Source organism: Bradyrhizobium sp. A11 (assembly GCF_042077125.1).
GTDB lineage: Bacteria > Pseudomonadota > Alphaproteobacteria > Rhizobiales > Xanthobacteraceae > Bradyrhizobium > Bradyrhizobium japonicum_B.
This window is the reverse complement of record NZ_CP149509.1, coordinates 804,664-824,698: the sequence shown is the minus strand read 5'-3', so window position 1 is coordinate 824,698 and position 20,035 is coordinate 804,664. Positions and strand designations below refer to the sequence as shown.

At 64.8% G+C, this 20,035-nt stretch carries 22 protein-coding genes; 14 read left to right on the top strand and 8 right to left on the bottom strand.

All coding sequences use genetic code 11. The features are described from left to right. From WI560_RS03805 to WI560_RS03775, 7 genes are all read left to right on the top strand, one after another. Positions 1-1,320, top strand: coding sequence for a TRAP transporter large permease (locus tag WI560_RS03805; protein WP_257192800.1), 1,320 nt, complete (start codon positions 1-3; stop codon positions 1,318-1,320). Positions 1,321-1,331: 11 nt separating this feature from the next. Continuing rightward, entirely contained in the window at positions 1,332-1,793 is a 462-nt protein-coding gene (locus WI560_RS03800) for a DUF3237 domain-containing protein (RefSeq protein ID WP_375306955.1), read from the top strand. Between the two features lie 256 nt (positions 1,794-2,049). Further along, positions 2,050-2,859 (top strand): crotonase/enoyl-CoA hydratase family protein, encoded by an 810-nt coding sequence (locus tag WI560_RS03795; protein WP_028138599.1) that lies wholly within the window; start codon positions 2,050-2,052, stop codon positions 2,857-2,859. Next, entirely contained in the window at positions 2,856-4,739 is a 1,884-nt protein-coding gene (locus WI560_RS03790; protein ID WP_375306954.1) for a feruloyl-CoA synthase, read from the top strand. The genes WI560_RS03795 and WI560_RS03790 overlap by 4 nt, the downstream gene beginning before the upstream one ends. 25 nt (positions 4,740-4,764) lie before the next feature. Continuing rightward, positions 4,765-5,526: an SDR family NAD(P)-dependent oxidoreductase gene (locus WI560_RS03785; RefSeq protein WP_257176269.1), complete on the top strand. Its 762-nt coding sequence runs from the start codon at positions 4,765-4,767 to the stop codon at positions 5,524-5,526. Positions 5,527-5,709: 183 nt separating this feature from the next. After that, on the top strand, positions 5,710-6,129 hold the full coding sequence (locus tag WI560_RS03780) for an acyl-CoA thioesterase (protein WP_375306953.1): 420 nt from the start codon (positions 5,710-5,712) through the stop codon (positions 6,127-6,129). 93 nt (positions 6,130-6,222) lie between these two features. Continuing rightward, positions 6,223-7,374 (top strand): ABC transporter substrate-binding protein, encoded by a 1,152-nt coding sequence (locus tag WI560_RS03775; protein ID WP_375306952.1) that lies wholly within the window; start codon positions 6,223-6,225, stop codon positions 7,372-7,374. A gap of 285 nt (positions 7,375-7,659) precedes the next feature. Here the strand turns inward: WI560_RS03775 and WI560_RS03770 are convergent, their stop codons facing one another. Continuing rightward, on the bottom strand, positions 7,660-8,388 hold the full coding sequence (locus WI560_RS03770) for a glutathione S-transferase family protein (protein ID WP_375306951.1): 729 nt from the start codon (positions 8,386-8,388) through the stop codon (positions 7,660-7,662). Between the two features lie 36 nt (positions 8,389-8,424). After that, entirely contained in the window at positions 8,425-8,685 is a 261-nt protein-coding gene (locus WI560_RS03765) for a hypothetical protein (RefSeq protein WP_028138605.1), read from the bottom strand. 112 nt (positions 8,686-8,797) lie between these two features. On the opposite strand from WI560_RS03765, the gene WI560_RS03760 reads away from it, so the two are divergent. Continuing rightward, positions 8,798-9,496, top strand: a complete 699-nt coding sequence (locus WI560_RS03760; RefSeq protein WP_212087737.1) for a YafY family protein — start codon at positions 8,798-8,800, stop codon at positions 9,494-9,496. A 5-nt stretch (positions 9,497-9,501) separates the two neighbouring features. Further along, entirely contained in the window at positions 9,502-9,825 is a 324-nt protein-coding gene (locus WI560_RS03755; protein ID WP_375306950.1) for a YkgJ family cysteine cluster protein, read from the top strand. Here WI560_RS03755 and WI560_RS03750 read toward each other — a convergent pair. Both WI560_RS03750 and WI560_RS03745 read right to left on the bottom strand, forming a co-directional pair. After that, on the bottom strand, positions 9,822-10,220 hold the full coding sequence (locus tag WI560_RS03750) for a hypothetical protein (protein WP_375306949.1): 399 nt from the start codon (positions 10,218-10,220) through the stop codon (positions 9,822-9,824). The genes WI560_RS03755 and WI560_RS03750 overlap by 4 nt on opposite strands. A 275-nt stretch (positions 10,221-10,495) precedes the next feature. Beyond that, positions 10,496-10,843 (bottom strand): DUF3307 domain-containing protein, encoded by a 348-nt coding sequence (locus WI560_RS03745; protein WP_375308763.1) that lies wholly within the window; start codon positions 10,841-10,843, stop codon positions 10,496-10,498. 416 nt (positions 10,844-11,259) lie between these two features. On the opposite strand from WI560_RS03745, the gene WI560_RS03740 reads away from it, so the two are divergent. The 3 genes from WI560_RS03740 to WI560_RS03730 all read left to right on the top strand — a co-directional run bounded on the left by WI560_RS03740 (position 11,260) and on the right by WI560_RS03730 (position 14,080). Further along, complete coding sequence (locus WI560_RS03740) at positions 11,260-12,705, top strand: TAXI family TRAP transporter solute-binding subunit (protein ID WP_375306948.1); 1,446 nt, start codon at positions 11,260-11,262, stop codon at positions 12,703-12,705. Between the two features lie 153 nt (positions 12,706-12,858). Further along, complete coding sequence (locus tag WI560_RS03735; protein ID WP_375306947.1) at positions 12,859-13,077, top strand: hypothetical protein; 219 nt, start codon at positions 12,859-12,861, stop codon at positions 13,075-13,077. A 217-nt stretch (positions 13,078-13,294) separates the two neighbouring features. Beyond that, positions 13,295-14,080 (top strand): enoyl-CoA hydratase/isomerase family protein, encoded by a 786-nt coding sequence (locus WI560_RS03730; RefSeq protein WP_375306946.1) that lies wholly within the window; start codon positions 13,295-13,297, stop codon positions 14,078-14,080. Between the two features lie 239 nt (positions 14,081-14,319). Here the strand turns inward: WI560_RS03730 and WI560_RS03725 are convergent, their stop codons facing one another. Further along, on the bottom strand, positions 14,320-14,964 hold the full coding sequence (locus WI560_RS03725) for a glutathione S-transferase family protein (protein WP_375306945.1): 645 nt from the start codon (positions 14,962-14,964) through the stop codon (positions 14,320-14,322). Between the two features lie 89 nt (positions 14,965-15,053). On the opposite strand from WI560_RS03725, the gene WI560_RS03720 reads away from it, so the two are divergent. Beyond that, positions 15,054-16,073, top strand: coding sequence for a helix-turn-helix transcriptional regulator (locus tag WI560_RS03720; protein WP_375306944.1), 1,020 nt, complete (start codon positions 15,054-15,056; stop codon positions 16,071-16,073). Between the two features lie 98 nt (positions 16,074-16,171). Continuing rightward, positions 16,172-16,420 carry a hypothetical protein gene (locus WI560_RS03715; protein WP_028138614.1) on the top strand — a complete coding sequence of 83 codons (249 nt, stop codon included), beginning with the start codon at positions 16,172-16,174 and terminating at the stop codon, positions 16,418-16,420. Between the two features lie 54 nt (positions 16,421-16,474). On the opposite strand, the gene WI560_RS03710 is transcribed toward WI560_RS03715, so the two are convergent. The 3 genes from WI560_RS03710 to WI560_RS03700 all read right to left on the bottom strand — a co-directional run bounded on the left by WI560_RS03710 (position 16,475) and on the right by WI560_RS03700 (position 19,978). After that, complete coding sequence (locus tag WI560_RS03710) at positions 16,475-17,707, bottom strand: EAL domain-containing protein (RefSeq protein WP_375306943.1); 1,233 nt, start codon at positions 17,705-17,707, stop codon at positions 16,475-16,477. 290 nt (positions 17,708-17,997) lie between these two features. Continuing rightward, the gene (locus WI560_RS03705) at positions 17,998-18,945 is read right to left on the bottom strand and encodes a fatty acid desaturase (protein ID WP_375306942.1); all 948 of its coding nucleotides are present in this window, start codon (positions 18,943-18,945) and stop codon (positions 17,998-18,000) included. A gap of 16 nt (positions 18,946-18,961) precedes the next feature. Further along, positions 18,962-19,978 carry an alpha/beta fold hydrolase gene (locus WI560_RS03700; protein WP_375306941.1) on the bottom strand — a complete coding sequence of 339 codons (1,017 nt, stop codon included), beginning with the start codon at positions 19,976-19,978 and terminating at the stop codon, positions 18,962-18,964. Positions 19,979-20,035: the final 57 nt, after the last annotated feature.

Below are 20,035 nucleotides of genomic sequence, written 5' to 3'. Positions count from 1 at the left end.
ATGAGTACCGACGCCGTCGCCGTCATCGGCTTCGTATCCCTGTTCGCCCTGATGCTGCTGCGCGTGCCTGTCGGCATGGCGATGGGCCTCGTCGGCGTGACCGGCTTCAGCTACCTCGTCGGTTCGACGCCGGCCCTGAAGATGGTGGGCCAGGTCACCATGCGGACGGTGACCGATTACACCTTCGGCGTGATCCCGATGTTCCTGCTGATGGGCTCATTCGTCAGCAATTCCGGCATGAGCCGCGAGCTGTTCCGGGCCGCCAACGGCTTTGTCGGCCATTTGCGCGGCGGGCTCGGCATCGCCACCGTCGGCGCCTGCGGCGGCTTTGCCGCGATCTGCGGCTCCTCGGTCGCGACCGCCGCGACCTTCTCCGCCGTCGCCTATCCCGAGATGCGCCGGTTCGGCTATCCGCAATCCTTCGCCACCGGCGTGATCGCGGCCGGCGGCACGCTGGGCGCAATGCTGCCGCCCTCAACCGTGCTCGCGGTCTACGGCATCATCACCGAGCAGGACATCGGAAAGCTGTTCATCGCCGGCATCATTCCCGGCCTTCTGGCGATGAGCATGTACATGATCACGATCTTCCTGATCGGCTATTTCCGTCCCGATTTCCTGCCCAAGGGCAAGGCGACGTCGTGGCGCGAACGCTTCGCCGGGCTGAAGGACATCTGGGCGCCGGTGCTGCTGTTCATATTCGTGATCGGCGGCCTCTACGGCCTGCCCTTCCTGCCGCGCTTCACCCCGACGGAAGCCGGCGGCGTCGGCGCCACCGGCGCCTTCATCATCGGCGTGCTGACCGGCCGTCTCGATCGCGAGAAGGTGCTGGCCTCACTGCTGCAGGCCACCCGCACCGCGGCCGCGGTGTTCACCGTGCTGATCGGTGCCCTGATCTTCGGCTATTTCCTGACGATGACGCAGACGCCGCAGAAGGTCACGGAATTCCTCACCGGCCTCGGCCTCGGCCCCTACGGCGTACTGGCGCTGATCATGGTGATGTATCTCGTGCTCGGCTGCCTGATGGACGCCATGGCGATGATCATCCTGACCGTGCCGATCATTTTCCCCGTCATCATGCATCTCGGCTTCGACCCGATCTGGTTCGGCGTCATCATCGTGATGACCGTCGAACTCGGCCTGATCCATCCACCGGTCGGTATGAACGTCTTTGTCATAAAAAGCGTGGTGAAGGACGTCTCCTTCACCACCATCTTCAGGGGCGTGATCCCGTTCGTGGCAACCGACCTCATCCGCCTCGTGATCCTGATCGCCTTCCCGCTGCTGGCGACCTGGCTGCCGACGCGGATGATGGCGAATTGAGAGGTGACGCGATGACCACACCCACCCTCGAGACCAAATACGCCTTCACCATCACCGCGCGCATCGGCGACGTCGTCACCGCCGGCGAGACCGGGATCGGCGTTCGTCGCATTATCCCGATCATCGGCGGCGAGGTGACGGGCGCGATCACGGGCAAGGTGCTCCCGTTCGGCGCCGATTTTCAGACCATCCGCCCCAACGAGCTGATCGATCTCGAAGCGAAATACGCCTTCGAGACCGACGACGGCGCCGTGGTCTATGTCGAGAACAAGGGCATGCGCTTTGGCCCGGTCGAGCTGCTGCAGAAGCTCAAGCGCGGCGAGCCGGTCGATCCCAAGCTGATCTATTTTCGCACCGTGCCGAAGTTCGAGACCGGGCATGAGAAATATCGCTGGCTGATGGAGCACATTTTCGTCGGCTCCGCGGCGCGGCACGCGGACCGCGTCGTGATCGACGTGCATCAGGTGATGTGAGGACAACTACCTCGTCATTGCGAGCGCAGCGAAGCAATCCAGCATCCCTCCGTGGAAAAATTCTGGATTGCTTCGCTGCGCTCGCAATGACGGAGAGTGTGGCAACAGCAGCGCGTCAAAATGCCCCCGAGCCTCTGGCCGCGACGTCAGACCCCGGCAACCGATCCCTGCCCCCGGGGTTAATATCGTCCCGCCTCCTTGACCTTGACTCCCCCAGAATTCGTTATACAACATAACTATTCTGACAAGGACGCAAATGACACAGGGAAACGCCGAGACCGCTGCCGCGGGTGGCTCCGGGCTACTCCGGATCGAGAGGGTGGACCGGGTTCTGACCGTGGGTCTGAACCGGCCGGCCAAGCGCAATGCGCTCAACGACGGCATCATCCTGGAAATCGGCGAGTGCTTTGCGTCCCTGCCCGAGGACATCGGCGCCGTCGTCATCCACGGCATCGGCGACCATTTCTCCTCCGGCCTCGACCTCTCCGAGCTGACCGAGCATGACGCGACCGGCGGCCTGCTGCATTCCCAGATGTGGCACCGGGTATTCGACCGCATCCAGTACAGCCGCGTGCCCGTGATCGCGGCCCTGAAGGGCGCCGTGATCGGCGGCGGGCTGGAACTCGCCTGCTCGGCGCATATCCGCGTCGCCGAGCCCTCGACCTATTTCGCGCTGCCGGAAGGACAACGCGGCATCTTCGTCGGCGGCGGCGGCTCGGTGCGGCTGCCGCGGCTGATCGGCGTCGCCCGGATGATGGACATGATGCTGACCGGCCGCGTCTATAGCGCGACCGAAGGCGCGTCCTACGGCTTCGCGCAATATGTGACGGAGGCCGGCAATGCGCTCGGCAAGGCCATGGAGCTTGCGACCAAGGTCGCCTCCAACGCGCCGCTGACCAATTTCGCCGTGCTCCAGGCGCTGCCGATGATCGCGGAGGCCAATCCGCAGACCGGTCTTTTGATGGAATCGCTGATGGCGACCGTGGCGCAGAGCGACAAAGAGGCAAAACGCCGGATCCGTGAATTCCTCGAGCACAAGACCGCAAAGGTAAAGCCGAAGCCATGAGCGCGCAGCCGTCCTCTTCCAGCATGGAGCGCGGCGCGAGCAGTTTCCCGCTGCGGCCCATCTCGTTCGGCGATCCCGCCGTCAACATCGAACGGCGCGACGACGGCACGATCTATCTCAGGCCGAAGCAGCCGCTCGGCGACTATCCGGTCCGCATCACCGACCGCCTGCATCATTGGGCGGCGACCACGCCGGATCGCGTCTTCATGGCGGAGCGCGAAGGCAGCCGCGGCTGGCGCAAGATCACTTACGCCGAGCTGCTCGTCGCGAGCCGTCACATCGCTTCAAGCCTGATTGCGCGCGGCCTGTCGGCAGAGCGGCCGGTCGTCATCCTCTCCGGCAACTCGATCGACCACGCCCTGGTCGCGTTCGGCGCATTCTACGCCGGCATTCCGTTCTGCCCGGTATCGCCGGCCTATTCACTGGTGTCGAAGGACTACGGCAAGCTGTCCTATCTGATGAAGCTGCTGACGCCCGGCCTGGTCTTCGCCGAAGATGCGGACAAGTTCGCCGATGCGCTCGCCGCCAATGTCTCGCTCGGCACCGAGATCGCGGCCTCCTATGGCCGCGTGCCGGGCCGCGACGTCACGCTGCTCGCCGACCTCATGGCGACGCCGACCCGCAGCGATCTCGACGACGTCCATGGCAGGATCGGTCCCGACACCATCGCGAAATTCCTGCTGACCTCGGGCTCGACCGGCAATCCGAAGGCCGTCATCAACACCCAGCGCATGATCTGCGCCAACCAGGTGATGCTGCGCGAGACGCTCGCTTTCCTGAAGGACGAGCCGCCGGTCATCGTCGACTGGCTGCCCTGGAATCACACTTTCGGCGGCAACCACAATATCGGACTGACGCTCTACAATGGCGGCTCGATGTATCTGGACGCAGGCAAGCCGATGCCCGGCGGCATCGAGGAGACCGTGCGCAATCTCCAGGAGATCTCGCCGACGGTCTATTTCAACGTGCCCAAAGGCTATGAATCGCTGCTGCCCTATTTGCGCGAGGACCAGGGCCTTCGTGCAAAATTCTTCGACCGCCTGCACGCGATGTTCTTCTCGGGCGCGGCACTCTCGCCGTTCATCTGGGACAGCCTCGACGAGCTTGCGGTGAAGGAAAAAGGTTATCGCGTCCCGATGCTGACCGGGCTGGGCGCGACCGAGACCGCGCCGTTCTTCATGTCGGTCAATCCGCGTACCAGCCGCTCCGGCCATGTCGGCCTGCCCGTTTCGGGCAACGACGCCAAGCTGGTGCCGAACAACGGCAAGCTGGAGGTGCGGGCGAAGGGGCCGAACGTCATGCCCGGCTACTGGCGCCAGCCCGACATCAGCGCGAAGTCCTTCGACGAGGAAGAATTTTACAAGATGGGCGATGCGCTCAAGCCCGCCGATCCCGACGATCTCAACGCCGGCTTCGATTTCGACGGCCGCGTCGGCGAAGACTTCAAGCTTGCCAGCGGCACCTGGGTCAGCGTCGGCCCCTTACGCGCGCGCCTCACCGCGGCCTGCGCACCGCTGGTGCGCGACGTCGTCATCGCCGGCATCAACCGCGACGAGATTTCCGCGCTGGTGGTGCTCGACCTCGACGGTTGCCGGCTGATCAATCCGACGCTGCCGGCCGACGATCTCGTCGTCGCGACGCGCGACCGTCTGGTGCGCGAAGCCTTCCGCGAGCGCCTGACCGGTTTCCTCAGCCAGGCAACGGGATCCTCGACACGCATCACGCGCGCGATCCTGATGGACACGCCGCTGTCGATCGACAAGGGCGAGGTCACCGACAAGGGCTCGATCAACCAGCGCGCCGTGCTGGAGCACCGCACCGAATTGATCGAGGAGCTCTACGCTGCCAATCCATCCAACCGTGTGATATCGGTCGGATAAGAAATCAACGCTACAGGAGAACGCCATGTTGTTGAAGGATCAGGCAGCCATCGTCACCGGCGGCGCATCGGGACTGGGCGCGGCCACCGCGCGAAAGCTGGCGGCCCAGGGGGCCAAGGTCGCGGTGTGCGATCTCAATACCAAGCTTGCCGAGACGGTTGCGGCCGAGATCAAGGGCGTGGCCGTGACCTGCGACGTCTCCGATGCCGCCTCGGCCGAAGCCGCGGTGGCGCAGGCTGCGAAGGCCCACGGTCCGGCGCGCCTGCTGGTCAATTGCGCCGGCATCGGCGTTGCCAAGCGCGTGGTCGGCCGCGACGGCCCGATGGCGCTCGCCGATTTCGACAAGGTGATCAAGGTCAATCTGATCGGCACCTTCAACATGCTGCGCCTTGCCGCCACAGAGATGTCCAAGCTGGAGCCGCAGGCGACCGGCGAGCGCGGCGTCATCATCAACACCGCGTCCGTTGCCGCCTATGACGGCCAGATCGGGCAATCCGCCTATTCGGCGTCCAAGGGCGGCATCGTCGGCATGACGCTGCCGATCGCGCGCGAGCTGGCGCAGTTCGGCATCCGCGTGCTCACCATCGCCCCCGGCCTGTTCCTGACGCCACTGCTCGCGAACCTGCCGCAGGAAGCCCAGGACTCGCTCGCCGCCGCGATCCCGTTTCCGCGCCGGCTCGGCCAAGCCGACGAGTTCGCCGCGCTCGCGCTGCACATGGTCGAGAACGCGTACCTGAACGGCGAGGTGGTGCGCCTCGACGGCTCACTGCGCATGGCGCCGAAGTAAATTGATGAGCGGCATTGCAACAGCGACCTCGACCTTACCTCTCCCATTGGGAGAGGTCGGCGCGCAGCGCCGCGTGAGGGGCCCTGCCCCATCGAGAGAGCGTACTCCCTCACCCGAATTGCTGCGCAATTCGACCTCTCCCTGCGGGAGAGGTGAGAACCGGCACCAGTGAGTACAAACCGCATGTTCGTGAATCGGCGCGAGGTCCAGATCCAGTGGGGCGATTGCGACCCCGCCAACATCGTCTACTACCCGCGCTACTTCGCGATGTTCGACGATTCGACCTCGACCCTGTTCGAGGTCGCCGGCTTCTCCAAGCAGGATCTGGTCCGCAAATACGGCCTGGTGGGCATCCCCATGGTCGACACGCGGGCCACGTTCTACATCCCCTCGACCTATGGCGACTGGATCACCATTGAAACGAGAATCGAGAGCATCAAGCGCTCGAGCTTCGAGGTGAAGCACAACGTCTACAAAGGCGAGGCGCTGGCGCTCGAAGGGTTCGAAACCCGCGTGCTGGTCGGCCGCGATCCCGTTAACCCCGACAAGCTGAAATCGGCACCATTCCCGGCGGAAATGGTAGCCAAGTTCACGGGGAGTTAGAGCCTGGAGCTAAATCGCCGCATCACCAAAAGAGGGGGCTGAAATACCCCCCGATTTCTGCTTTCAAAGAAACACGTAAAGGGAGGAAATAGAATGAAACGCTTTTACCTGACTGCCGCGATCGTCGCGGCGACGCTGGCCCTGCCGGCGCTGCCCGCGCTGGCCCAGTCCAGCGAGATCACCATCGGCATCACCACCACCACGACCGGGCCGGGCGCGGCCCTCGGCATTCCCGAGCGCAACGCGCTGGAGTTCGTGCCGAAGGAGATCGGCGGCGTGCCGCTGAAGGTGATCGTGCTCGACGACGGCGGCGATCCTACCACCGCGACCACGAACGCCCGCCGCTTCGTGACCGAATCCAAGGCCGACGTCATCATGGGCTCGGCGCTGACGCCGCCGACGATCGCCGTATCCAACGTCGCCAACGAAGCCGGCATTCCGCATTTCGGCCTGGCGCCGTTCCCGATCACGCCGGAGCGCATGAAGTGGTCGGTCGCAATGCCGCAGCCGATTCCGATCGTCGGCAAGGTGCTGTACGACCACATGAAGGCCAAGGGCGTGAAGACGCTCGGCTATATCGGCTATTCCGACTCCTATGGCGATCTCTGGTTCAACGACCTGAAGGCGCAGGCCGTGCCGATGGGCATGACCATCGTCGACGAGGAGCGTTTCGCCCGCCCCGACACCTCGGTGACCGGACAGGTGCTGAAACTGGTCGCCGCCAATCCCGACGCCATCCTGGTCGGCGCATCTGGCACCGCGGCCGCGCTGCCGCAGACCGAGCTGCGTGAACGCGGCTACAGGGGCCTGATCTACCAGACCCACGGTGCCGCCAGCATGGACTTCATCCGCATCGCCGGCAAAGCGGCGGAAGGCGTGCTGATGGCCTCTGGCCCCGTCATGGCCCCCGAGGAACAGCCGGACAGCGCGCTGACCAAGAAGCCGGGCCTCGCGCTCAACGCGGCCTATGAGGCCAAGTACGGCCCGAACAGCCGAAGCCAGTTCGCCGGCCATTCCTACGATGCGTTCGAGATCCTGAAGCGCGTCGTCCCGGTGGCGCTGAAGACGGCCAAGCCCGGCACGCCGGAATTCCGCGAAGCCATCCGTCAGGCGCTGCTGTCGGAGAAGGACCTCGCGGCAAGCCAGGGTGTCTACAACTTCACCGAAAAGGACCGTTACGGCGTCGACGAACGCGCCCGCATCCTGCTCACGGTGAAGGACGGCAAGTACGCGCTGGTGAAGTAGGCGCGACGAACACTCCAAGACGACGAGAGCCGGCCGAAGGGCCGGCTCTTTTGTTTTGTCCGTGTGAGCGAGCTGACGCTCCGGTAGCGCTGCGCCCCCCTCTCCCGCTTGCGGGAGAGGGTTGGGGAGAGGGTGTTACCGCGCTGGGATTGTGGCTTACGGAGCAGCGCCCCAGAGGAGAGAGCCGTCACCCGGCGCACGGGACGAAGCTTCGCTTCGCCCGGACGCGCCGACCTCCCCCGCAAGCGGGAGAGGTTGCACCGAACCCGTGGATACGCTGCGTTCCTACGCCGCCTGCCGCAGCGGGGCCCAGGCGAATTCAGGGTAATACGTCTCCATCATGCGGTCGACGAAGGCGGTGAGGTTCGGAAAGGCCTCCGCGCGCTCGCGCAAGGCCGATTCGAAGAACGGCGTCAGGACGCCGGCGAGCATACCGAAGGCGGTGGCGTCGACGCCGCAGGGCTTGCTGCCCATCAGGTACGCCTTGTCGCCGAGCTGCACCGAGAGCGCAAACAACGAGCGCACGGCGAGGTCGACATCGTCATCGGGGGCGTGGCGGCCGAGGCCGGAGAGCAGATAGTTCTCGGCGACGCGGAACTGCGCATCCTCGCGCAGCTTCTCGCGGTTGTGCTCCGGTGCGCCGTCGAAGAAGTGCGCAGGTCCCTTGGCGAAATTCACCGGATCGACCCAGCGCGCCCCGACCAGCCCCCAGTAAACATGGTGCTCCACCATCCGTTCGAACGCCCAGGCCTGCGCACGCTCGGCCAGCGACAGGCCGGCATCGAAATCGAAGCCGTAGCGACGCTCGATATGGGCGCGGATGAAGGTGGAATCAGCCACCGCCTCACCGCCGTCGTCGATGAACGGCAATTGCCCCTTGGGAGAGGCCGGCGGCATCGCCCGCTCCTTCCGGTAGGGTAGTCCCGCCATCTTGAGCTGCACCTCCGTCTTGGTGACGAAGGGGCTGATTTCCGGCAGGCCGAAGCCGGTGCCGAAGCCGTAAAGCGTGATCATGCGAGCTCTCCTGAACGTCTCGAAAGTCGACGGAACCTAGCGACCGGCTGCTGCCACCATGGTGGCAGCAGCCGTGATATGTTCTGCGAAGCGGGCTCCCCGCCAGGCGCGGCCCATCACGTGGCGGACCAGCGCGTCCGCGGCCTGGGTCAGCGAGCGTGCCACCACGCTTGCGAGAGCAAACCGGAGATCGACGGCCATGAGATCGAGCGAAACGAGGCGGCCGAATGCCGATACGGACCACGCCTGTGCCCGCAGCATCGGAATCGCCGGGCCGAAATGGGTTGGAATGATCATGGACAAATCCCCTTCAGTCGATGTGTTGTCCCGGTATAGAACCCCCCTGCTGCCAACATCCTGTCAGCAGCCGCGCGCCGCTTGCTGAAAAACCACCGATAAGAGAATTGTCATGAGACGCGCCGACCGGCTGTTTCAGATCATCCAGGTGCTGAGGCGCACGCGTAAGCCGCTGACGGCGGACGCCATCGCGGCCGAGCTCGAGACCTCGAAACGCACGATCTATCGCGACATCGCAACGCTGATCGGCCAGCGCGTGCCGATCCGCGGCGAAGCCGGCATGGGCTACATCCTGGAGAAGGGATTCGACTTGCCGCCCTTGATGCTGACGCCCGACGAGATCGAGGCGGCCGTGCTGGGCGCGCAATGGGTCGCCGGCCATGCCGATTCGGCGCTGGCGCGCGCGGCCGAAGATCTGATGGCCAAGATCGCAGACACCGTGCCCGAACGCTTGCGCCCCTTCGTGCTGGAGCCGGCGAGCCGCGCGCGCCCAAGCTGGAACAGGGAGCCGGACCGCCTGGACATGGCGCGCACCCGCACCCAGATCCACGAAGGCAAGAAGATCATGCTGCGCTATCGCGACGAGCAGGGCCGCGCCAGCGAGCGCATGATCTGGCCGATCTCGGTCGGCTATCTCGAAGCGGTGCGGCTGCTTGCCGCCTGGTGCGAGCTGCGCGGCGACTTCCGCAGCTTCCGCACCGACCGCGTCGTGGAGGCGAACTATCTCGACGAGAAATATCCGGAACGACGCGACGTGCTGCGCGCAAGATGGCGGCAGAGCCTGGTCTGGGGCCCGCCAAAGGACACGTGACGAGGATGCAGGAGAGTTCCCCCATCGATCCGTCGAGCTGCTGCCAGAGTTGCGGCGCGTGCTGCGGCTATTCGGCCAACTGGCCGCGCTTCTCGATCGAGAGCGACGAGGAGCTCGCTGCGATTCCGGAGACGCTGGTCAACGAACGCCAGTCCGGCATGCGCTGCGAGGGCGATCGCTGCTCGGCCCTGCAGGGGGACATCGGGAAAGCCACCGCGTGCGGCATCTATGCGACGCGGCCGGAGGTGTGCCGCACCTGCATGCCGGGCGATGCCGAATGCGCGATGGCGCGGCGGAAGTTCGGATTGCCGGTGATCGCAATCGTTTAGGCAGGAACGGCTTCGCCGATCTCGTCGTCGAGCTCGTCATCGAGCGGGGCGAGCACCGACAGCGGCTTGGTCGACAGCGTGATCGGCTTGCGGCCGCCCGACAGCGACGGCGAGGCTTTGGTCGCGCCTTCGCGAGACAGCGCATAGAGCGTGGAGCCGACACGGCCGCCGTTCTCGATCAGATCGCGCTCGCTGCAGCTCGCTGCGATCACGACCGCCAGCGAATGCAGATGGTTGCGGCGATAGCAGAACAGCGCCAGCCTGGCGCGCGCGTCAGGGGAAACACTCTCAACCAACCTCGGCAGGCCACTCTCGCTGGCGCGGTACATCTCGCCAAGGAGTTCGTCGCGAACCGGGCAGAAATCGCTTTCAAAGGCGTCGCGGCTTGAAAACATTGCAGTTCTCCCTCGTGTGAGGAAGATGCAGCGCAATTCTCTAATGAAAGGTTAACCACGCCGGCCGGTAGTCACCCGGGGTGCTTGCGCGCGGGCTGCGAATCGGAAGCGCTCCTGGGTACAAATGCCTCTGCGCGGCGTCATGGCCGGGCTTGTCCCGGCCATGACGGAGAACCACACGGCACGAGGAACGTGAATGCCCGGCACAAGCCCGGGCATGACGACCTTTCGTGATGCAAGCGATTGCTTCCAGCCAAAGGCCGCAGGGGCCGGTTTCAGTTCGTCGCCATGAAGATGGAAAGGCCGAAGCCGGTCAGATGATGCAGCGCCTGGTCGACGCCGATCAGGGTCCAGAACCAGGGATGCGCCAGGTCGACCCCGAAATTCGCCGAGACGAACCCCTTGGCACGGTCGATCGTGATGTGGATCACGAAGTCGATGAAGGCCACGAACCAGAATTTCGGCGCCACGATCAGGATCAGCGGCAGTGCAACCGCAAGGTGAACGAGGCAGTGCACCAGAAGCGGCAGGGCCCAGCCGTGCTTCTGGTCCTTGCCGTGCGCCATCCAGGCGGTCTGGAGGACGAAGTCGGCGATGATGTGCTTGAACGTGAGCAGCAACATCCAGCCAATGAGCGCTTCGACCGGAACCGCCGATGACATGGGTGGAAACGACAAGGCTGACGCCCTCATTGACGTGACAAGGAAATTTGGAGCGTTCAGCGCAACTTATTCTTGGACCAGGTCTGGACCGGTCAAATCGCCGGAAGGCGCGATTTATGACATCTCCCGCGGCGGAATGCAGCCGGGGGAACCGGAAATTCGCCAAGTGTGGCTAACCGGGCATAGGGGCGAGCCATGGCCGCGGAAGCCTCGCGTAAGGTTACCTTCGGCTCGAAATTTGCTTTCCGCGGCCTTCGCGCTATCATTCCAGATAGAGAATACCGTTCTTTTTTCAGACGTTTACGAATTTTAGGGCGCGCCCCGCGATCGCATCCGCGAGCTGCCCACCACCGAGACAATAAGGCCAGAGTGCTGCCATGAGTACTGAAGGCCCGATTTCGTCACTTGCCGAACCGCCGCCACGGCGCCCCAAGGTGATCAAGACCAATCAGCAGCAGGTCTTCCTCTACGTCGTGCTGACCCTGCTGTTGTCGCTGGCCACCGTCTGGGGCGGCCGCGCGATGCTGCACAATTCGGAAACGCTGACCTTTGCCGTCGGCGCCCCCAACAGCGACGAGGCGCTGTTCGCGGCCAAGCTCGCCACGGTGCTAACGTCCAACGCCTCGCGCTTGCGGATCAAGATCGTCAACAACGCCGACAGCGCCAAGGCGCTCGCACAGTTCGACCGCAAGCAGGCCGACCTCGCCGTCCTGCGCACCGACGCCAAGGTCCCGCTGCGGGCGCGCACGCTCGCGATCCTCGAGCACGATCTCGTGCTCCTGCTCGGTCCGGGCAACAGGAAGATCAAATCGATCGCCGAGCTGAAGAAGAAGAAGGTCGCCGTTCTCGCCGAGAGCGAATCCTCCCTCGCCTTCGTGCGCAGCATTCTCGACATCCCCGACGGTCCGGACGCGGCGAAGATCCAGATGGCGCCGCAGGGCGCAACGCTCGACAAGCTGTTCGCACCGGCAAACGGCTTTGGCGCGGTCGTCGCCATTGTCCATGCCTCCAGGGCGGTACGGGACAAGGCCTATGAGCAGGTCGCCCGGCGCGGCGGCTTCACGCTCAACGCGATCGACGAGGCCAAGGCGCTGGCGCGCAGGCTTCCTGGCATTTCCAGCGAGACGCTCACGGCAGGCACGCTGTCGACATCCCCGCAAATTCCCGATGACGACCTCGACACGATCGGGCTGGAATGGCTGCTGGTGGCGCAATCCAGGATGTCCCCGAGCACGGCAGGCGAGCTCGCCCGCATCGTCTACGAGAACAAATCCGCGCTCGGGCTCGACAACGGCTTTGCCACCAGGATCGAGCCGGCCTCTGTCGAGAAGGACGCCTTCGTGATGGCGCACCAGGGCGCGGCCGATTACATCAACGACGACACCAAGTCGTTCATGGATAAGTACAGCGACTTGATGTATGTGGGCGCCGCCGCGCTCAGCGTCATCGGCTCGATCTTCGCCGCGATCTACGCCAAGATCACCCGCATCGCGCCGGAGAAGGCCAGCGAACTCTCCACCGCCATCCTCGACATCGGCGAGCGGATCGAGCACGCCCACTCGCTGGATCAGCTCGAATGTCTTCAGGACGAGCTCGAGGGCATCCTGCGCGGCGCCGTCATCGGACTGCGAGACGGCACGATCAGTACCGACGGGCTCGACACCTTCAAGCTGGGCTACGAGTTCGTCCGCGACGAGATCGGCATGCGCCGCGAGCATCTGAAACGTCATGCCAGCGAGACCGAGAAGTCGGCGCCGGGCGCCGGCCCCGCCCCGCACGACGACAGCAATGTCGTGGTCGTCAAGACCGCCCAGAGCGCCTGAGCAGCCGGGTCGTTCGGGGCCGCCGCTGCAGCGCATCACGACGTGCTGCATTGCGTCTGGGCACGCGGCTGGGGCTGTGACCTCCGCCCTGTCGGTAGTCTGGAACCAGCGTGATCTGCAACCGTTGGTTCTGTTGCAACCGGAAACCGCCGCATGCGTGCACTCCTCATCATCCTCCTCCTGGGAATGCTGGCGGCGGCCGGCTACTTCGCCTATTCCGCAATGGCGGTCGATGGTGAGCCGATTCCGACGGAAGGCTACGTGGCGCTGGCGCTGGGCGCGGGGTTTTCCATCATCGTCGGCGTTGGGCTGATGGTGCTGTTGTTCTTCAGCAGCCGCCGCGGTTACGACGAGCCCCCGCATTTCAGGTAGACCCCATGACCAAGGCGGCCTGCGCCGCGGGCACCATCGGCGTGCTCAGCAGGTCTTGCTGTCGGACCGGCGGCGTGCTCTGGGTGCTCGAACTGGTGCCGGGCATTCCGGGCCTGCGACAGCTTCGAGATGGCACGGCATCCCGATCTCGCTTAGACCGGCGGCGACGCCGAGGCGAAACGCCGCGCCCTCCAAAACAGGTACGATGGAGACAAGAATGTCGGACGTCACCGACGCAGCGACCAGCCCCCTGCTCCAATGCGACGGCGCACGCGCCACCATCCGCCTCAACCGGCCGAAGCATCTCAACCGGCTCCAGGCGGAAGACCTCGACGAGCTCGTCAGGCTGTTCGACCTGATCGAGGCCGATCCAGCCATCCGCGTGCTGGTGCTGACCGGCACCGGCCGCGCCTTCTCCGCCGGGTATGACCTCAACTCGGTCGCCGAGCGCGCCGTCAGCGCAAACGAGCAGCAGAGCGCGGGCTCTGCCTTCGAACTCGTCGTCAACCGGCTGGAGGATCTCGGCGTGCCGACGATCTGCCGGCTCAACGGCGGCGTCTATGGCGGCTCGACCGATCTCGCGCTCGCCTGCGATTTCCGCATCGGCGTCGACACCGCCGAGATGTTCATGCCAGCGGCGCGGCTCGGGCTGCATTATTACCGGAGCGGTATCAAGCGCTACGTCACCCGGCTCGGCGCCGACAACGCGAAGCGATTGTTCCTGACCGCGCAAAAGATCGGCGCCCCGGAGATGCTGCGGATCGGCTATCTCACCGCCATGGTGCCGGTGGAGTACCTGGACGAGGAGGTCGACCAGCTCGCGACGGTTCTCGCCGGCAACGCGCCGCAGGCGATGGCCGGCATGAAGCGCGCCATCAACGAATTCGCCCGCGGCGAGCTCGATGATCGCGCCGCCGACCAACGCCACCGCGACAGCATGCGCGGCGAGGAGATCAAGGAAGGCATCAAGGCGTTCGCAGAGAAGAGAGCGCCGCGGTTTTAAGGGACGGGTCGGGCAGTACGAGGAGACGCTTCATACTCCATTGTCGTCCCGGACAAGCGCGCCTCAAGCGCGCTCAGATCCGGGACCAGAACCACAAGGAGTGCTTATGGCGGGAAGCTGATAACTCCGAGTCTCCGGAAAACACCTTCCCGTAGTTATGGGTCCCGGGTCTGCGCTTACGCTTGCCCGGGACGACAGCGGAGATTGAGGCGCGTTTCCCGCCATCAGAACGAAAGCCTTTACGCTCCTGCCGCCTCGGCATGCTGCGCGGCCATCTCCTCATCCGCCGCGTTGATGCGCTGGAATGTCGGTCGCGAGGTCATGCGCTCGGCGTAGCGGACGAAGACGTCCTTCTTCGGCACGATGCCGAACATCATGGTCCAGCTGAACGCCACGCCCCACAACACATCGGCAGCCGTCATGCGCTCGCCGAGCAGATACGGCCCCCTCGACAGCTGCGCTTCGAGCGCGCCGAGCATGGTGTCGTAGTCGGCATAGGGCGACTGCGTGATGGGCGCCGGCTCGCGCTGCATGAACTTGTCGATCAGCGCCGGCTCGAAGGATGAGCCGTAATAGGCGATCCAGCGTAGATATGGGCCGCGCAGAGGATCGTTCAGCGCAGGCGTCAGACCCGCCTGCGGGAAGAGATCAGCGAGATAGATGGTGATCGCGACCTGCTCGGTCACCAGGGCCTCGCGGTGGCGGATCGCCGGGACCTTGCCGAGCGGATTGATGGCGAGATAGGCCGGCTTCCGCTGCTCGCCGGCCTTCATGTTGAGGACGTGGAGATCATAGGGCGCCCCCAGCTCCTCCAGCAGCACCCGCGTGCCGGTGGCGCGGCTTTGCGGCGAGTAATACAGCGTGATGCGGTTCGGATCGGTCATGGCAGGCTCTCCTGGGGCGCTCTCTGGCAAGGCGCATCTTGTAGAGACCCATACCTGACATCCCCTGTCAGGTATGGTTTAAGGAAATCATGCGCGCGAGCCGGATGCTGTCGATCCTCACCACCCTCCAAGCCAGGGGGCAGGTCACTGCGCCCGAGCTTGCGGAGTCCTGCGAGGTCTCGGTGCGCACGATCTATCGCGACATCGACGCGCTCGCGGCGTCGGGCGTGCCCGTCTACGCCGACCGCGGCGCGGAGGGCGGTTATCGCCTGCTCGACGGCTACCGCGTGCGACTGAACGGCCTGTCGCAGAGCGAGGCCGGCGCGCTGTTCCTGACCGGATTGCCCGGTCCTGCGGCGGCCCTCGGCCTCGATGCGGCGATGATCGCCGCGCAGAACAAGCTGATGGCGGCGCTGCCCGCCCATCTGCGCGAGGACGCCAGTCGTATGCAGGAGCGCTTTCATCTGGATGCGCCGGGCTGGTTTGGCGAGGCGGAAGAACCAAGACATCTACGCACGATTGCCGGCGCGGTGCTGCGCGGGACATTGATAAAAATCCGCTATCAGAGCTGGCGTTCCGAGAAGCAGCGCCGCCTCGCGCCGCTCGGCCTCGTGCTGAAGGGCGGGAACTGGTACCTCGCGGGCCAGGTCGACGCCAGCGTGCGCACCTATCGTGTCGCGCGCGTGCTCGACTGCGCGGCGCTCGACGAAAACTTCGAGCGCCCCACCGATTTCGATCTTGCCGCCTATTGGCAGGCCGCGACACTTCGCCTCGAGGCCGAGATGCATCCCAATGTCGCGGTGGTGCGGCTGTCGCCGTTCGGCGTCAAGCTGCTCGACGCATTGAGCCAGCCTTACGTCAAGGCGCGTACGCAGCTCGCAGAGACCGGCGATGCCGACGGCTGGCGCATTGCGCGCGTGCCTGTCGGCAAGACATCCTGGCACGCCGCGGCCGAATTGTTGCGGCTCGGCCCCGAGGCCGAAGTGCTGGAGCCCGCCGATCTCCGCGACAAGATGACGGAACTGACGCAGGCGATGGCCGCGCGCTACCGCGCGGCGCGGAAAACATCACACCGGCACATTACGCCGCAGGCCACGAAACAATCCTGAAACACGATTCTCCTGATCCCGCGTGAACGCGATCGCATCTCGGCCCGACCGAGATGCAGGGACACAACAACGGCCCTAGTGCCAAATGGAGAATGAAGATGTTTCGTAAGCTTGCTCTCGGTCTGATCGCCGCCGGTTCGCTCGGCGTTGCCGCTCTGGCCCCGACCGCCGCTTCGGCCGGCGGCTTCCATCACCATCACGGTCATCACCACTGGGGTCCCGGCTGGGGCTTCGGCGGAATTTACCTCAACACCGGCGTCAGCAATTGCTACCAGGAACGCCTGGTCCGGACCCGTCACGGCCTGCGCGTGCGCGTCGTCAATGTCTGCGCCTACGGGATCTACTGAGCCGCCTGCATCTGTTGACGAATCCCGGTCGCCCGGCGACCGGGGTTCGCCATCTCAGCCTGCGAGAGCTACCGGCGTCGCCGATGCCCCGTGCCCGTCGGCGAGTGCATTGCGCTCGGAGATCCACCGTTCGGCGCGCGATCGCCGCAGCGAGGGCGCAAAGAAGAAGCCCTGGGCGACATCGCAGCCGATGCGGCGGATGATCTCGAGCGCTTCGGAGCTCTCGACGCCCTCGGCCACGACCTTCATGTTGAACGCCTTCGCCAGCGCCACCGAGGCATCGACGATCTTCATCATGTCATCGTCGGATTCGCAGCCCTTGATGAAGGACTGATCGATCTTCAGCTCGCTGAACGGCAGCCGCGCCAGGGCCGCGAGCGACGAATAGCCGGTGCCGAAATCGTCGATGGCCGTCCCGATCTTCTTGAGCCGCAGCCGCACCAGGATGTCGTTGGCACGCTCGACGTCGGCCATGGCCGAAGTCTCGGTGATCTCCACCGTCAGCGAGGTCGGCGAGATGTTCTCGCGGCGCAGGATCTCCTCGATCCGGTCGGGCAAGGCCAGATCGGACATCAGCGAGCCCGAAATGTTGACGGCAATGGTGAAGCCGGGATTGCGCTCGATCAGCTTGCGGCCCTGCGACATCGCCGATGACAGGATGCAATCGGTCACCTCGCGCATGAGGCCGGCCTCCTCGGCGATCGGAATGAAGACCATGGGCGAGACCATCCCGAATTCGGCGGTGCGCCAGCGTGCGAGCGCCTCGGCGCCGACGACCCTTCCGGTCTCAAGCGAGATTTTCGGCTGAAACTCGACGAAAAATTCGCGGTCGGCGAGGCCACGCATGATTCTCGCCGGCGTGATCGGGAGCTGCGGCGAGGTCGATGCCGCGGCCAGCGGCGCACGCCGCGGAGATTCGAGTGCGCTGCGCAAGCGGTTCAGATCGAGCGGCTTTGTCAGGCATCCGCCGACCGACAGCTTCAACCCGTTCGCGACCCGTCGCGTGGCCTTCATGATACGATCGTCGCAGCCGCTGATGATGACGATCGACATCTCGCGGAGGCCTCGCTCGGCGACGAAGTGCAACAGCTCCACCCCGTCCCGCTCTCCGAGCGACAGGTCGAGCGCCATGATCTCGAAGGCCTCGCGGCCCAGCAGCTCGGTTGCGGCCTCATAGGAGGACGCAACGACCGTCTCGTAGCCGAGTTTCGCCCCGATCTTGCCGATCAGGACTCGCTGCACCAGGTCGTCGTCGACCACAAGAAGACGGCCTCTCGTCGCGCTCATCACCAAACTCTCCAGACGTCGGCGGCGTTGATGACCCAATGCTTACAGCAGCGGTCTCGCCTGGTCATGAATACAACACGGCTAAAACTTTCCCGATCCGGAGGAATTCGTTAGGCATCTTTGTCGAGGCGCCAAGCGATTGATTTTGATCAGGTTTATGCCGAGCGCGACGGCACGGTATGGGAGTGCTCCGGGCCATCAAGCAAGTGCATGAACACGTCGTAAAGCTCGCTATCGGAAGCCGGCAAACCCACGACAAACTACGGGAATCTCGATCGGCGCTCGTCCGCCTAGCCCGCCTGCCGCTGCCGGCGAAACCAGGTCCAGGTCTCGCGCGTCGTTCGGATGTAGCCGTGGCCGCGATGTACGATCTCGTCGTCGACGATTGCGTTCAGCTTCGGCAGCGCGTGAAACGGGATCGAGGGATAGGCGTGGTGCTCGACATGGTAAGGCATGTTCCACGCAAACCATTTGACGAACGCGGCGGTGTAGGTGGTGCGCGTGTTCTCAAAAGCGCTGCGGGTGCGCTCGCAGCCGGTGTGCTCGGCATAGAGATAGGGCCGCAGGAAGAACTGCCCGATGATGAGCGGGACGATCCAGACCCAGAGCAGTAGCGCTGACGTGAACCACAGCGAGAGCGCGAGCAGCAGAGCATAGAGCGCGACATAGACCCGCGCCTCTCTGACGATGACGGCGCGCTTGCTCTCGGGGATCCAGGGCACGGTGACGTTGCCGGTGACCGCGTGACCGAGCATCAGCCGGAGACGGCCGGCGACCTGGAGCAGGCCGCTATAGGCGATCGCGAGCTGCGTGTCGGATGTCGGTTTCACCCCGACGATCAGCTCGGGATCCTTGTCAGGATCCTGGGTGTAGCGGTGATGGTCCCAGTGAAACAGGCAATAATATTCGTAAGGCAATCCGATGATGAAGGCCGAGACGTGGCCCACGGCCAGATTGAGGCCGCGACTCCTGAACGCGGTCTTGTGCGCGGTCTCGTGCACCGCCATGAACAGGAAGGCGACGACATAACCCTGCACCGCCATCAACGGCAACGCCCAGAGCACGCCCCATCTCGACGAAACCACAAAGATCGCCGCGCCCACCAGCACGATCGCGCCATAATGGCCAGCGGTCTGCATAGCGCCCTTGAGATCGGAGCGGACCGACAGATCGCGCAGCATCGTCGGCGTCAGCGGCTTCAGGCGGTGGCCGGGCTCTGAAACGGTCGTGTCGGTCATGATCGAAATGCCTGTCCTACTTGCCGAGAAGCGCCGCGACCTCGGCCGTGAGGAAAGCCAGGTCGCGCGGATTGTTGACTGGGTTGCCGGCGCGATGGCCGTGCAGCGACGGAATCGGATGCAGCACGGCCGATTTCGCGTTCACCAGCCGGCCGAGCTCGTCCTCGTTGTCGCGGGCGTCGAAATAGCGATCGGTCGCGCCCGGCATCAGCAGCATGTGGGCCTTGACGGCCGCCAGCGCGCGATCGATATCGCCTGCGAACCTCGCGCAGCGGCTGATATCGCCGTTCTGCCAGATGCCGATCTGCGCCAGAAGATCGTTGGCGTCGCGCCGGGCAAATGTCGCGTCCCAGGTGCGGACGAGATAATCCTCCAGCGAGGTGAAGCCCGCCTCGCGCCAGAGTTCGTCGCGATAAAAGCCGTGCGACATCGCCCAGCCGGCATAGACGCGCCCCATGGCGCGATAACCGGCGACCGGCTTCTCGGCGAAGCGGCCGTCGCGGAAAGCGGGATCGGCGGCGAGCGCGGCCTTCACGCTTTCGAGGAAGACGTAATTGTAGGGTGCGCAACGCGCACTGCCGCAGACCACGGCCGCGCGCGCGACCATGTCGGGATGCAGCGCCGCCCAGTGATAGGCCTGCATGCCGCCCATCGACCAGCCATAGACGAGGGCCAGCTTCGAAATGCCAAGGCGCTCGGTGAGAAGCCGGTGCTGGACCGCGACGGCATCGTGATAGCTCACCTCGGGAAACGGCGCGGGGGTATTCGACGGCGAGGATGACAGGCCGTTGCCCAAGAGGTTCGGGATGACGATGAAGTAGCGCGTGGGGTCCAGCACACCGTCGGGCCCGATCAGCCATTCGGTGTCGATGTGCTGCGCGCTGAACGAGGTCGGATAGAGGATGACGTTGTCCCTGGCCGGGGTCAGCTTGCCATAGGTCTTGTAGGCGAGCTTCAGCGAGGGGAAGACGGCTCCGGATTGCAGCGAGACGTCGCCGGCGTCGAAAATCTCGTAATCCTGCGGCCCCGTCATGCGTCCATCTCCCGCTCACGCGGCCACAGAGTGCCGCGACTTGCACGATGCATCGAT

Bases quoted from the DNA above. Each gene is read 5' to 3' on its own strand.
- WI560_RS03725 (WP_375306945.1), bottom strand. From the start codon at position 14,964: ATGACCGATCCGAACCGCATCACGCTGTATTACTCGCCGCAAAGCCGC.
- WI560_RS03775 (WP_375306952.1), top strand. From the start codon at position 6,223: ATGAAACGCTTTTACCTGACTGCCGCGATCGTCGCGGCGACGCTGGCC.
- WI560_RS03700 (WP_375306941.1), bottom strand. From the start codon at position 19,978: ATGACGGGGCCGCAGGATTACGAGATTTTCGACGCCGGCGACGTCTCG.
- WI560_RS03710 (WP_375306943.1), bottom strand. From the start codon at position 17,707: ATGAGCGCGACGAGAGGCCGTCTTCTTGTGGTCGACGACGACCTGGTG.
- WI560_RS03745 (WP_375308763.1), bottom strand. From the start codon at position 10,843: ATGTTGCTGCTCACGTTCAAGCACATCATCGCCGACTTCGTCCTCCAG.
- WI560_RS03780 (WP_375306953.1), top strand. From the start codon at position 5,710: ATGTTCGTGAATCGGCGCGAGGTCCAGATCCAGTGGGGCGATTGCGAC.
- WI560_RS03715 (WP_028138614.1), top strand. From the start codon at position 16,172: ATGTTTCGTAAGCTTGCTCTCGGTCTGATCGCCGCCGGTTCGCTCGGC.
- WI560_RS03720 (WP_375306944.1), top strand. From the start codon at position 15,054: ATGCGCGCGAGCCGGATGCTGTCGATCCTCACCACCCTCCAAGCCAGG.
- WI560_RS03755 (WP_375306950.1), top strand. From the start codon at position 9,502: ATGCAGGAGAGTTCCCCCATCGATCCGTCGAGCTGCTGCCAGAGTTGC.
- WI560_RS03730 (WP_375306946.1), top strand. From the start codon at position 13,295: ATGTCGGACGTCACCGACGCAGCGACCAGCCCCCTGCTCCAATGCGAC.
- WI560_RS03760 (WP_212087737.1), top strand. From the start codon at position 8,798: ATGAGACGCGCCGACCGGCTGTTTCAGATCATCCAGGTGCTGAGGCGC.
- WI560_RS03750 (WP_375306949.1), bottom strand. From the start codon at position 10,220: ATGTTTTCAAGCCGCGACGCCTTTGAAAGCGATTTCTGCCCGGTTCGC.
- WI560_RS03795 (WP_028138599.1), top strand. From the start codon at position 2,050: ATGACACAGGGAAACGCCGAGACCGCTGCCGCGGGTGGCTCCGGGCTA.
- WI560_RS03735 (WP_375306947.1), top strand. From the start codon at position 12,859: ATGCGTGCACTCCTCATCATCCTCCTCCTGGGAATGCTGGCGGCGGCC.
- WI560_RS03800 (WP_375306955.1), top strand. From the start codon at position 1,332: ATGACCACACCCACCCTCGAGACCAAATACGCCTTCACCATCACCGCG.
- WI560_RS03785 (WP_257176269.1), top strand. From the start codon at position 4,765: ATGTTGTTGAAGGATCAGGCAGCCATCGTCACCGGCGGCGCATCGGGA.
- WI560_RS03740 (WP_375306948.1), top strand. From the start codon at position 11,260: ATGAGTACTGAAGGCCCGATTTCGTCACTTGCCGAACCGCCGCCACGG.
- WI560_RS03770 (WP_375306951.1), bottom strand. From the start codon at position 8,388: ATGATCACGCTTTACGGCTTCGGCACCGGCTTCGGCCTGCCGGAAATC.
- WI560_RS03805 (WP_257192800.1), top strand. From the start codon at position 1: ATGAGTACCGACGCCGTCGCCGTCATCGGCTTCGTATCCCTGTTCGCC.
- WI560_RS03765 (WP_028138605.1), bottom strand. From the start codon at position 8,685: ATGATCATTCCAACCCATTTCGGCCCGGCGATTCCGATGCTGCGGGCA.
- WI560_RS03790 (WP_375306954.1), top strand. From the start codon at position 2,856: ATGAGCGCGCAGCCGTCCTCTTCCAGCATGGAGCGCGGCGCGAGCAGT.
- WI560_RS03705 (WP_375306942.1), bottom strand. From the start codon at position 18,945: ATGACCGACACGACCGTTTCAGAGCCCGGCCACCGCCTGAAGCCGCTG.